We start from the raw sequence: 11857 nt of genomic DNA, 5'->3' as shown, positions 1-11857 counted from the left end.
GGGCCATGCTGCTATCGGCCGGAAACCGGACCTTCTGAGCGTCAGCTAAGGGCCAAAGATGCGCATTGGCCGCCAGTGCCACGGTCGCCGCATAGCAAAAAAAGCGAGGACCGGAACCCAATCCAGGGAACCCCCGGGATCCTGAGCCGACGCGCCGTTTCCGGGTCACGGACTGGACCGGACGAGTGGAATGACGACGAGAAAGCGGAAGGCCTCCGCAGCTTGCGACGAGACGTTGCCGGGAGCGGAGGATCTCTCGCGATATGCCCGCACCTATGCGCAGCTCGGCGACCATGCCGAGCGGCACTTCCTCCTGTGGCAGCTGTCGAGCGCGCATGCGATGCTGTTGGAGCAGGATGGCGACCGGATTCATGCCGAGTTCGGCGGACTGAACGGACGTCAGCTTGCCGAGGGCGCCAGGGCGCAGGCGCGGTTCTTCGCCTTCATGCTGGCGGAGGCGCCGGCGCAGCGTGACGAGCATCTGGAGCGCAAGATCACCGTTTATGAGGCGATGATCTTCCAGGAAGACGAGATGGCGCGCTCGCACACGGCGGTTATGGTCGAGGCGGCGATGCAGGTCGATGCCCGCAAGCTCGGCATCAACCTGACCAAGGTCGCGATCGAGCCCGGCTCGATGAGTCGGCATTGAGGGGACGCCGCCATGAGCTTCCTCTTTATGGACTTCGAGGCCAGCGGTCTTGAGCCGGCGTGGGATGTGCCGCTGCAGGCTGCCTACGTCGAGACCGACAGCGATCTGCGCCCTGTGCGAGAGACTGTCTTGCGGGCGCGCTTGCCCGCCTATGTGGTTCCTTCGCCTGACGCCCTGCTTGTCACCGGCCTCGACCCTGACAGGATCGAGGCCGCGCCCCTGTCGCAGCTCGAGCTGATGCGGGCCGTCGCCGGCATCCTTGACGCCGCTTCACCGGCCACAATCCTGGGCTACAGCAACCTCAAATACGACGAGGAGTTACAGCGACACAGCGCCTTTCGGACGCTGCTCCCGCCCTATGCGACCTCGATGCCGGGATTGGCCCGCGCCGATGTGCTGACCATGCTGCGCGCGGTGGCGATGCTGGCGCCCGACACGATCACCATCCCGGTGACGCCGCAGGGCAAGCCGACGATGCAGCTGGGGCCGGTCTGCCGTGCCAACGGCATCGCCTTCGACGAAGCCGATGCTCATGACGCGTTGAATGACGTCCATGCCACGATCGCGTTGTTCAGGCTCCTGCGCGAGCGTGCACCCACCATCATCGCGGCGATGATGGCCAATGCCCACAAAAGCGGGCCCGCCGGACTGCTCGCTCGCCCCGAACCGCTTGGGCTCGGCCTGTTCAACCGGATGATCCCGATCGGCGGCATTATGCCGACGCCCGGGAATGCGTCGTCCTGGGCTGTCGCCGATCTCACCGTCGACCCGACCTATCTCGACGCCCCGCCCGAGGAGCTCGGCGAGATGCTGTTCGCGAACGGCGAGCGCCCGATCCGGCTGGTCAAGACCAATGCCCAGCCGATTTTGTTGCCCTGGGAGATGGCGGCTCCCGCTGCACGGGGTGAGGTCCCGCCGGATCGAGAGTTGCAGACCCGTCTGGCCCGCATCCGCGGCCATGCGTGCTTCCGCGACAACCTCGCGATCGCGCTGGCCGGGCGCTTCGCCGGCAAGGAGCCGAGCCCCTGGCCGGACGACAGCCTCTATAGTGGCGGCTTCATCGGCCGGGATGACGCGATCACCTCTCGGCGCTGGCACGAGGTCGAATGGGACCAACGGGTGCGGCTCGGCCGCGAGCTTCTCGGCGACGTCCGGCTGAAAGCCTTCGCCAATCGCTGGGCCTGGCTCGAAGCGCCGGGCGAGCTCTCCGCCGCCGAGCGCGAGAAGGGTGCGGCGTGGTTCGACCACCGCCTCGATACGCGGGACGACGTGCCTTGGCTCACGCGCCCGGCCGCCCGGGAACGCATCGCTGCGCTGAAGGCCGGGGCCGGCCCAGGCGATCTTGCCCGGGTCCGTCAGCTCGACGCAATCGAGCGCTGGATTGCCGGGCGCGGCAAGCCGCTGTCGTGCGCCGCCTGAACGGAACACCATGGCCGACATCAGGAAGGCGCCCCCGCGTGGGGCGCCTTTCTCAGTTTCAGCGAACGGAGGTGAAGCGCAGCCGATGGGGCTGTGACCCACGAGAACAAGACCATGACCGACAACGACCAGGACCGGAGCCTCGCTCCGATGGAAGCCGCCGGCGACACCGGCAGCCAGAACACGCAGGGTCCGATCAGCGATCCGCTCGCCACCATCACGGGGGCCATCGGTGAAGACCCCACCCTCGCCGAGCTCATCGCCTTCAGGGACAGCTCCCCAGATCTCAAGCGGTTCGCCATCGAAGCGAAGCGCTGCGAGGACGAAGCCGAGCGGCTATGGTTCCGGCTCAGCGAAGGCAACCACGTCAAGATGGCCCGGATCAGCCTGAAGATCGTGGCCTTGAGCTGCACCGCCATGGTCGCGATCTGGCCGGTCGATACCGTCGAGGACGCCGACGCCAAGAAGGCGCTGGCAAAAGCCACCGCCTCGCAAGGCGACAGCACCGACTATGGCCAGGCGCCATCCCTCGACGCCGAGATGGCCGAGCGGATCAGGTTGCACCGCGCCGCCTTCGCGGTCGGTGAACTCGTCGTCCCTCCCGGCCCGGCGGCTCCCGCCGGGGCCGACCGTGGGCTCGCTACCTGGCCGCTGTCGCGCTTCGATCTGGTCGACACGGTGCCGCTCGAAGGCGGCGACGCCTCGATCGCTGGCCAGCAGCTCATGCGCTGGTCGGCCTTCGTCGATGACTATCCGACGCTGTCCGATCTGGTCGATCGCTTCGCGCGGATGATGGCGACGGCCGACCGGCTCATGGTCCTGGCGGACACCACCTCCGAGGATCCTCGCCCGCTGCGCCGTGCGGCCGAAGGCGCTCGCATCCTCGCCTATCTCGCGGCGGCGCGAGCGGCGATCTGGCCGGCGATGCTGCACTCCACCGATGCGCAGGCAAAGCACCGGCTGGCCGCGCTCGTCAACGAGCGGGCCTGTCGAGGCGACGCCCTGCATCAACAGGCGGCGATCCGCCATCTGGTCGGCGAGGCGGACTGGATCGCGAAGGCGTTCAGGCTAGGCGCCACGCTGGAACTCAAGCCGATGTGGCTGCCCGTGGTCTGACGGAACGAGCACCGCAAGGGCTGATGGAGGCGTCCCCGGCGGGGACGCCTCTGTCCATGGCGGAGGGAGGGATGACGCGGCCCGATGGTCGTAACCCCATAGGAAAGTCCCCAACATGACCAGAAATACCGAGGATGGTGGGCGCTCGCTCGCCAGGCGCAGCGAAGGCCCCGTGGAGGAGCCCGGCAACCGGGCGCTGCACGATCCGATTGCGATGGCGGTCGAGATCATCAGCAGCGATGACCCGAGCGTCGGCGAGTTGGCGGCCTTCCGGCGCCAACCGATCGACCTGAAGGCGGCGGCGCGCAACGCAAAAAGCCTGTCGAACGAGGAGTTCCGGCTCAATCTCGCCAAAGACCTCGGCGAGCGCGAGTACAACCTCGCCTGTGCCGGGCTTCAGATCATGAGCCTGAGCCTGGTCGCGCTGACGGCAATCTGGCCAGCCGATGACCTCGACCAGGCCGAGGCCAAGCTCGCCCTCGCCGAGGCGACCGGCGCCCTGCACCATCGCCGTGACAAGGGCTTCGTCTCGATGATGGACGCGACGCTGGCGCGCCGCCTGCGCTGGAAGCGCACCGCCTTCAGCGTGCCGGCGCTCATGTTGCCGCCCGCACCGCCGGCGCCAGCGAGCGACAGCCGCGGGCTGGCTGCGTGGCCGCTCGAGCGCTGGGAACTCTCCGCCGGCCTGGAGCTCCGTGGCGGCCCACCAGCGTATGCCCACAACCAGATCGGGGAATGGGTCGGCTACGCCAGCGACGCGCCCGATCTCGATCGCCTGCTGCAGCGCGTCCGGAGCCTGTTCGAGACTTGCGACCGCCTGATCGCGCTGGCCCAGCGCGGTCCAGAGAACGCGAGCGAGCTGATGGTCGCGGCCGAAGGCGCACGCATCGCAGGCTACCTCGCCGCGGCACAGGTCATGATCTGGCCGGTGCACAACCGCGCCGCGCTGGCGATCAAGAAGGAGATCGTCGCGCTGATCAACCTGCGCGGCGAGATCGGCGATCCTGTGCACATGCAGGCGGCGATCCGGCACGTCACGGCGGATGCCGCATGGGTCAAATCGCTGCCGCCGGACAGCCGCGACCGGCTCGTCTTCGAATGGAGTGCCCTGGTGTAGCTGGCGCGCAGCACGAGCCATCCAAGGACACAACAAGGGAGGCGTCCGCGTGCGGGCGCCTCTTCGCTTTCGGGAACGGAGGAACTGCGCAGCCACGTGGCTGTGACCCCCAAGGAACCTGGGACGACAACATGACTACCATCAACGCGCTGTCGCTCGCCGACATCGAGCTCGACCTGCCACTTTGGCCTGTCACCGACGACCTCGCCGGCTTTGCCAACCAGCTGTCGCTCAAGGCCGGGCTGGAGCAGGGCTATGCCGCTTTCGCGGCAAGAAACTTCTCACTCAGCGAGATCAGTTCCCGCGCCATGGGCTACGCCGACGAGGTGACACGCTTCGTCGCGCTGGCCGGCACCTCCGACCGCCAACAGATCGCCTACCTCTTCGACGTGTTGATCGCGCTCTCGCTGCTCGATGCCGCCGCGACCGTCACCGTCGCGCTCGCGCCGCCGCGCTCGCGGAGCGACTTCGCGGCCCGTCGGCGCGTTCTCGACGACGTCGTCGCGGCTGTCCGCGGCGACCACACCTTCGCGGCGCTCGCCCGGAAGGCGTTTGCCTATCCGGGCGTGGACGACACCGGCCATGCGGACCTCACCTTCGACGCTGCGACGGTGCCCGGCCTCGACGAGGCCCGGGACGGTCAGCCCGCGATGATTGGCCTCGAACAGGGGCTGAGCCTCATGAGCTTCCTGCGCAACCTCGCGCCGGCAGGCACGCTGATCGAGCGTGCCGACCTGCAGCTCGATGATGCCGATGGTTTCGCGGTTGCCAGCGAGGCCGATGAGCTTGATGGCGAGCGGCTCGATCGGCTTCAGGGCGCCTGCCACGGCGCCAGGCTGCTGGCTGCGGCTGATCTGGCGCGGGCCTGCCTGATCGCCGCCGTCGCTGTCAAGGACGACGGGACGTCTGGAGACCGCATCAACGCGATCACCGATCGTCTTCGAGATGAGCGACTGCGCGACGTCGTCCTGTTCGCCCAGGCGGCTGCCGAGCGGCTGAAGGCGCTACGGCTCATGCAGCAGCAGATCGCTGACAGCGAGCGCAAGCGCTGACCGGCACGATCTACGGGGGCACCGCCCATCGAGATGTGGGGCGCTGCAGCTGGCAGCGCCCTTCTGCGATTCCAGGGATGACGGGGAGCAGGGTAGCCGACCGGCGTTAACCCCCATGAGAAGCAACCATGAATACCGACACCAATCTCCAGCCGATCCTGCCGCACAGCGACGGCTCGGGAATCGATGAGCGCCAGCGGGACGCTGCGGGGACGACCTGCGAACAGCGTCCGCTCGTTCACGTGACCGACGAATTCGAGGCGCTGGAGCATCTCATCGACGATGACGCGAGGCCACTGCAGCGCTTCGCTGCCGTCTGGCGCGACCGACCTCCGCTGGTGGCCATCCGCGCCCGCGCCCGCTTCCATACCGATGAGCTTGGCCGCCTGCTCGGTCAGGTGCGCGAGGGTCAGATCACGGCGACTGCCGAGGTCCTCAGCTGCGCCAGAGCGCTCGCACTGCTGATCGACAGCGCCAATGTCGCGACGATACTGATCGCGCCACGCGATGACGAGGATCATCGGGCACTCGCGAGCTTCCGACGAGCGCTGCGTGCGCAGGCGCGTCGCTCGCGCGACCCGGCGCTCCGCCACCACACGGATATGATCTGCAGCGGATCGTTCGTCGCGATGAGCGAACAGCACCTGCGCCAGCCCCGGCTACCGAAGGCGTCGCCCGATGGGCTCTCCGCCCGTACCGGCGAGGCGGCGGCCTACCCGCTCTCGCTGGCGCCGTCGCTGGAGCTCTGGCCGGAGACGGGGATCGATCCCGGCGAAATGCTTGCCGGCGCTCGCGCCCTGTTCGCACAGATCGATAGTTGGCGGCGCGTGCAGCAGCGACTCAACGACCCGGGCCTGCTCGATGCCGCAATCCGGGGGGCGATGCTGCTCGCCTATAGTCGGCTGGCCCGGTTGGTTCTGTGGCCCGCTCGCGACGCCGACGAGGTCTCGATCCAGCACGCCGCGCTCGATCTGGTCGCACCGCGCCATCGCGATCTCGATCATCTGCGTGCTGCCATCGAATGGGCAGCCGCCCGCAGCGGCCATGGCATGGGGCGCTGACCGCGTCGGGCTTCGTAGCAGTCCAAAACAAGCTTCTGAAGGCGCGACGGTCTCCGTCGCGCCTTTGATCGTGACGGCAGGGGCCCGTGTGCAGCTCGACCGAGCCAACCCACCGGGACCTGGACCATGACCGACATCAATACCGCAACGCTTCGTGACCTCAATCTCTCGTCGGAGACAGCAGTTGTCATCGATGAGCTTGCCGCTATCGAGATGCTATTGCCCAAGACGGACGACGATCTCGAGCGGCATGCCATGTTGTTTGACCGCCTGCCGCCGCTGCTCGACCTGCGCGATCGGGCTCTCGTTCATGCAGAACAGTATGCCCGTTTCCTCGCACTCGCGGAGGCTGACCCTTCCGCACTCGAGGAACGCGTCGACACCGGCAATGCGCTCGCCATTCTCGCCCACGCAGGCGAAATCGCCATGCTGCTCGTGCCGGCGATCTCCCCCGAGGATCGCGTCGCGCATGCCATGTTGGCGCGCGAGCGCGATGAGCAGTATCGAAGCGGCAGAGGCGTCCACACAACCGAGCTGATGATGCGCGCGCTGCAGCGCCACCGCACTTCTGACATCATGGGCCTCACCCGCGACGGACGCGTTCCGCCGGAGCATCGAGAGACCGCGACCCGGTTCCGTGGCGAGGTTTACGGCCACGCCTTGGAAGGCGCCCGCACCGCGCCCAGCAGCTACCGGCTGGAGGACGCTCTCGCGCTCGAAGCCTGGTTCAACCAGCCTCCCGATCTCGCCGCTTTGCTGAACGAGGCCAAGACGCATCTCAGGTCAGTCGACGCCTGGTCGGAGCCCGATGAGGCCGGTCCGTACTGGTATGGAGCGACGCGCGGCGCCCTCGTCCTTGCCTATGCGAAGCTCTGCCAAGTTGGCCTTTGGCCCGCGCGAAACACGGATGATCTGGTCGCCAAGCTCGACGCCGAGCGCCTGATCTGCGAGCGCAACTGCGACCCTGACCACATGCGAGCTCTGGTCGAGATCGCGCTCGGCGTCGGGCGCCGTATCGCGTGGCAGGGAGCGCCCTTCATCTCCGCGCTCAGCGGCGTCGAGCTGTGAGGCACGTGATGCATAGGCCCAAGCCACCCTTGGACGGCGACATCGACACTGTGGCGGCGTGGCGTGACGATGGCCCCCGCGCTCTGATCGAACTGCTGCGCGACCAACGCCCCGACGGCGGACCTATGCACCGCGAAACCGAGCCGGATAGGGAGCCGTCCCAGCCCATCGGACCCGTGATCGAAATCTTCGACGCCGATCGGCTCGCGCGGCGGCTGGGCCATGGCGATGGCTTCATCGGCGACCCCGCTGAATCCAACAATGACGAGGATGCCGCGCAGGCGCGCCAGGTCAGGCTCTGGAGCCGCATGCTCCACGACAACCGCGGCCCATGGCGCAAGCTCGTCATCGCGGATGAGGCCATGCTCGAGCGCCTGAGATCGCTGGACCAAATCTGTCCTCAGTTCGCTGCGGTCACGGCCTGGGTGGTCAGGGCCGCGATGCTGAGCCATGTGACGAACACGCCTTTGCGGCTCGATCCCGTTGTCGTGGTCGGGGCGCCGGGCGTGGGCAAGACCTTCTACGCTCGCAAGCTCGCCGAAGCGCTCGCCGTTCCGAGCGAGGTCATCGCGATGAACATGATGACGGATCGCGGCTCGACGTTCAGCGGGCTGTCACCCGTCTGGAAAGCGTCTTGCCCCGGTAAGGTGGCGAAGCTTCTGATCGAAAGTACCCATGCCTGTCCGCTCATCGTCATCGATGAGATCGAGAAGGCCTCTCCGATCAACCCGTCCGAGACGCCGATCAACGTCCTACACTCGCTCCTCGAGCGCGAGAACGCCGCCTGCTTCGTCGACGAGTTCGTGGATCTGCCTATCCGGGCCGACCACATCTTCTGGTTCGCCACCGCCAACAGCCTCGATCCCCTGCCGCCGAGCATCATCGACCGCTTGATCGTGTTCCAGATCGAGACGACGGAGGCCGAGATGCTCGCCATCCAGCGGAGCATCTTCCATGAGGCAAATCTCCGGGCTGCTCGTGCCTTCGCAGAGCCGGCGCCCGCCCTGTTTGAGGCGACTGCCGGGCATAACCCGCGAACCCTGTCGCGGCTCTGGACCATCGCCATGGGCTTCGCCTGCGAAGCCGGTCGGCGCAACCTCATAGACGCTGACATTCAGGGCGCCGAGCGGGTCCTGCTGGCCGGGAAAGAGGGCACGAGAAGGCCGATCGGATTCGTCCGATCTGTGTCGAAGCGAGAAACGGAGCGGGAGTTAGGGGAAGGTCGGACCCCTCAGGAACCTCCAGCCGACGAAAACTTGGAAAGACGAATCTAGACATGACTACGACCGTTTTGGGCGCGCCCGTCCCCCAGCTGCGCAGGATCCGGCCCATTGGCAGCGCTGCCTCCGTCTCCTGCTATCTCAAGACGCAGTGGCCGAGGGTCGGCGGCCCAGGCATCCGGCCCCTCCCCGATACGGCATTCACCGATCCTGCCTTCATCGGCCGCTACCAGCCGAGCGTCTGGACGTATCCCTACGTTGCCTGCTGCGGCGTCGACTTCGATACGCCTGATCGAGCGAGCGGTCTCAAGAGCGTCGCCGACCGTCTCCACATGCCACTGTACAAACTTTCCGCGACCGAACTCGCTGATCCGCGCGGCCGGCTCGAGGCCATGAATCGCATGAGGTACGCCTCGCATGTGCGGACGCGTGATGGGCATAAGCAGGAAATCGGCTTTCAGGACTGGGAGTTCCAGCAGTTTGCTCCACGAAGACAGCCCCTGCCCGGCTCGCCCGTCAGCCTGGACGGTCATCTCTTCGCGCTGCGTCGCCCCCACGACATGAGCAAGCGCGTCTTCGAAAAGCAGCTTCATCAGCGGATCAGGAATGCGAGCTTCAATGCCTTCCTGCAGACGCCCGCCGGACGTGAGCATTGCGCCATGTTGGGACTCGCCCCCGAGGAGCAGATCCGGTGGACCCGCTACAAGTTCGGAGAGACCCTTCGCATCGACAAGGCGGAAGAGATCTACATCTTCCGCCCAACGGGCGAGGATGCCGACAGGCTCCTCATCATCCTGGAACGCATCGTCCATGACTGGGTCATGGGGAAGCTTGCGCGCCGGCCAAACCACTGGTGTGGCCGCAGTCAGCTCGCGAGACATAATGGTCGCGGCTGATGGGCCTTTCTGGTGCCGGGAAAACTTGAACTTTCCGCTCAATCGGCTCGCAACTCACCCTTGTGCCACCGCCGTGCTCCGGAACCGGGCGAAGACACATCCCATTGTTGGGCACGGCACCTTCACTTTCGGTTCCGTGCTCCTTGCCTCCAGGTTTTGCTGCGAACCGGCCCGTCTAGGCCCTGCTCGCCTTGAATTGCGGGTATTCGATCGACTGAACAGCATCGTTCAGAGCGACAAGATCGAATCCGGAGCCATAACCACTCGTCGTGTCGCCCAGGTGATGTCCCAAAACGGCCTGGGCGACGGGGTACAGGGCTCGCTTGCGAAGCTCATCGACCGCCCTGTGACGGAAGCTATGGAACGTCTTGTCCCGGTCTTTCGTCACGAATCCCCGCGCGTAGCGTCCCCACCATTTGCTGAAGTAGTGGGTGGTCTTGCCCTCATACTCGCGCAATTCCGGGAACAGCCGCAGCACGTTCAGCTTCTGTTGCTCCTCGACGTAGGCGAGCAGGCCCATCTCGATCAGCACCCGGTGGATCGGCACGCGCCGGCGCGATGACTTAGTTTTGCGGCTCGTGCTCTGTCCGGGTGTCTCGTCGACCTCCCGCATATCGAAAAAGTCGATGCCATTCTCGCTCTTGACGTCGACCAAGCGGAGCTGGCCGATTTCCTCCAGCCTTGCGCCAGAAAACAGGCTGATCAACGGAAGCCACTTCTGAGCCTCGCCGCCCCCCGCATCATACCGTTGACCATCGGCGTAAACCGGGGACGCCAGCAGCCTTTCCAGGTCACCATCGTCGTAGGGCTTGCGCGTCGAGACCTCGCCCTCCTTGAGTGCGAACTTCATCCCTTCACAGGGATTGCTCTCGATCTCTCCGTTGCGCACAGCCACGGCGAGCACAGCGGAAATGGCACCAATCGCCTTGTCGTTGATGGTTGCACGTGAGAGTACGGGCTGGCGCTCTGACGCAGCCCAGCTGTGGAGTTCCCAGAAGGGTCGGCCAGCCATGTCTTTCGGGACGTGTCGGGGACATCCCGTCAGCGCATCGCGATAAGCGCGGACATGCTTCTTCGAGATCAACGACAGCGGGACGTCGCCGTTGATCTCAATGAATCGATCGACATAGAGCCGATAGGCCTCTGCCGTACGTGCCGACGGCTTCCGCTCGGTTTTCCAGGTCTGGTAGGCCTCGACCAACCTCAAGCCCGGCACGGCTTCTACGACGACCGGCAGCGGCGCTTGCACTGGGGTCGGCACAGCATCCCCCTTCATGCGGTCGAGTACGGCCTGATGGCCCCTGATGCCGGCGCGTATGACTTCGAGAGCCAGGAGCCTGCGGTCCGGATGACCATGAGGCAGATCGACGCCTATTTCAGCGAGAACGGATTCGACCGCGCTTTCCCCGATCACGGCTGCGAGGTCGTTCCTGGCAGAGCGTGCCTGATCGACCGACAATCCCTTACTGGTCAGGCTTACGAGCGAGGGCACTTTCCGCGCACCGTCGAAGTCGTAGGTGTCTATCTGACGGACATGCGCCATCAGATGGTCCAACTCCCGAAGATGGGCTTCCCGCTTCGCGGCGTAGAGGCTGATTTCCTTACCGTCGCCAGCAGCGGCCATGTTGCCATAGATGATTTCGGTGAGGTCGGCCGGGCGCCCTGACAGCGCCTCTTCATCATCGGTGGCCAGGATGCGCCGATAGACGTCATCCGCAATCTGCCGGATCGTCTCTTGGGGCAAAGCCGGCAGACGCGTGGCGCCGGGGGGACGCGCGCGTCGACGTGGAAACGTCGTCTTCGCGAAGTCGATCAGGCGCTCGACCTGAGGATGGACTTCAAGCCACCGCTGGCGCGCGATCGACAGATCGCTGGTGGCCAGGGCCACCTTGATCACGGGCCGGCCGCCGACCTTCCGCCGCTCGCTCGACCACGAGAGCTGCAGATCGCCCGAAATCGATTCAGCCAGTCCGTTGGCCAGGTGGCGAACATAGCTGAAGCCCCCTTCCGGGCGCTTCACCAGATAGATCATCCCGGAGGTTGAAGACCGTCCCATCAGCGCCCTGCCCGGCACTGATTCATACCAGGATTCATACCAGGAATCCTACCAGAGCCGCCTGAGCCCGATCTTCTATCAGTGATTTCGTTGAAAATCAACGACTTAGCCAACTGAGTGGCGCGACCTACGGGAGTCGAACCCGTCTCCCCAGCGTGAAAGGCTGGTGTCCTAACCGATAGACGAAGGTCGCGGGCTTCCGA

General features: G+C 65.9%; 10 protein-coding genes and 1 tRNA gene. 9 read left to right on the top strand and 2 right to left on the bottom strand.

Annotated features, from left to right (window positions below; all coding sequences use genetic code 11):
- Positions 1–190: 190 nt before the first annotated feature.
- From AX750_RS18520 to AX750_RS18480, 9 genes are all read left to right on the top strand, one after another.
- On the top strand, positions 191–649 hold the full coding sequence (locus AX750_RS18520) for a hypothetical protein (RefSeq protein ID WP_068072636.1): 459 nt from the start codon (positions 191–193) through the stop codon (positions 647–649).
- Between the two features lie 12 nt (positions 650–661).
- Positions 662–2068 carry a hypothetical protein gene (locus tag AX750_RS18515; RefSeq protein ID WP_067254832.1) on the top strand — a complete coding sequence of 469 codons (1407 nt, stop codon included), beginning with the start codon at positions 662–664 and terminating at the stop codon, positions 2066–2068.
- A gap of 114 nt (positions 2069–2182) precedes the next feature.
- Positions 2183–3184 carry a hypothetical protein gene (locus AX750_RS18510; RefSeq protein WP_067254829.1) on the top strand — a complete coding sequence of 334 codons (1002 nt, stop codon included), beginning with the start codon at positions 2183–2185 and terminating at the stop codon, positions 3182–3184.
- 115 nt (positions 3185–3299) lie between these two features.
- Entirely contained in the window at positions 3300–4301 is a 1002-nt protein-coding gene (locus tag AX750_RS18505) for a hypothetical protein (RefSeq protein ID WP_066734738.1), read from the top strand.
- Positions 4302–4432: 131 nt separating this feature from the next.
- Complete coding sequence (locus AX750_RS18500) at positions 4433–5353, top strand: hypothetical protein (protein WP_066734735.1); 921 nt, start codon at positions 4433–4435, stop codon at positions 5351–5353.
- 128 nt (positions 5354–5481) lie between these two features.
- Complete coding sequence (locus tag AX750_RS18495; protein ID WP_066734733.1) at positions 5482–6414, top strand: hypothetical protein; 933 nt, start codon at positions 5482–5484, stop codon at positions 6412–6414.
- Positions 6415–6540: 126 nt separating this feature from the next.
- Positions 6541–7482, top strand: coding sequence for a hypothetical protein (locus tag AX750_RS18490; RefSeq protein ID WP_066734731.1), 942 nt, complete (start codon positions 6541–6543; stop codon positions 7480–7482).
- A 29-nt stretch (positions 7483–7511) separates the two neighbouring features.
- Positions 7512–8756 carry an AAA family ATPase gene (locus AX750_RS18485; protein ID WP_066734728.1) on the top strand — a complete coding sequence of 415 codons (1245 nt, stop codon included), beginning with the start codon at positions 7512–7514 and terminating at the stop codon, positions 8754–8756.
- 2 nt (positions 8757–8758) lie between these two features.
- Positions 8759–9598, top strand: a complete 840-nt coding sequence (locus AX750_RS18480) for a hypothetical protein (RefSeq protein ID WP_066734726.1) — start codon at positions 8759–8761, stop codon at positions 9596–9598.
- A 175-nt stretch (positions 9599–9773) separates the two neighbouring features.
- Here AX750_RS18480 and AX750_RS18475 read toward each other — a convergent pair whose 3' ends face one another.
- Positions 9774–11630, bottom strand: coding sequence for a site-specific integrase (locus tag AX750_RS18475; RefSeq protein WP_066734724.1), 1857 nt, complete (start codon positions 11628–11630; stop codon positions 9774–9776).
- 142 nt (positions 11631–11772) lie between these two features.
- A tRNA-Glu gene (locus AX750_RS18470) sits at positions 11773–11847 on the bottom strand.
- Positions 11848–11857 lie beyond the last annotated feature (10 nt).

Origin of the sequence: Methylobacterium sp. CCH7-A2, from assembly GCF_001557075.1 — a bacterium.
Lineage (GTDB): Bacteria > Pseudomonadota > Alphaproteobacteria > Rhizobiales > Beijerinckiaceae > Allobosea > Allobosea massiliensis.
This window is presented reverse-complemented; position numbering and strand designations above follow the sequence as displayed.

Bases quoted from the DNA above. Each gene is read 5' to 3' on its own strand.
- AX750_RS18520 (WP_068072636.1), top strand. From the start codon at position 191: ATGACGACGAGAAAGCGGAAGGCCTCCGCAGCTTGCGACGAGACGTTG.
- AX750_RS18515 (WP_067254832.1), top strand. From the start codon at position 662: ATGAGCTTCCTCTTTATGGACTTCGAGGCCAGCGGTCTTGAGCCGGCG.
- AX750_RS18510 (WP_067254829.1), top strand. From the start codon at position 2,183: ATGACCGACAACGACCAGGACCGGAGCCTCGCTCCGATGGAAGCCGCC.
- AX750_RS18505 (WP_066734738.1), top strand. From the start codon at position 3,300: ATGACCAGAAATACCGAGGATGGTGGGCGCTCGCTCGCCAGGCGCAGC.
- AX750_RS18500 (WP_066734735.1), top strand. From the start codon at position 4,433: ATGACTACCATCAACGCGCTGTCGCTCGCCGACATCGAGCTCGACCTG.
- AX750_RS18495 (WP_066734733.1), top strand. From the start codon at position 5,482: ATGAATACCGACACCAATCTCCAGCCGATCCTGCCGCACAGCGACGGC.
- AX750_RS18490 (WP_066734731.1), top strand. From the start codon at position 6,541: ATGACCGACATCAATACCGCAACGCTTCGTGACCTCAATCTCTCGTCG.
- AX750_RS18480 (WP_066734726.1), top strand. From the start codon at position 8,759: ATGACTACGACCGTTTTGGGCGCGCCCGTCCCCCAGCTGCGCAGGATC.
- AX750_RS18475 (WP_066734724.1), bottom strand. From the start codon at position 11,630: ATGATCTATCTGGTGAAGCGCCCGGAAGGGGGCTTCAGCTATGTTCGC.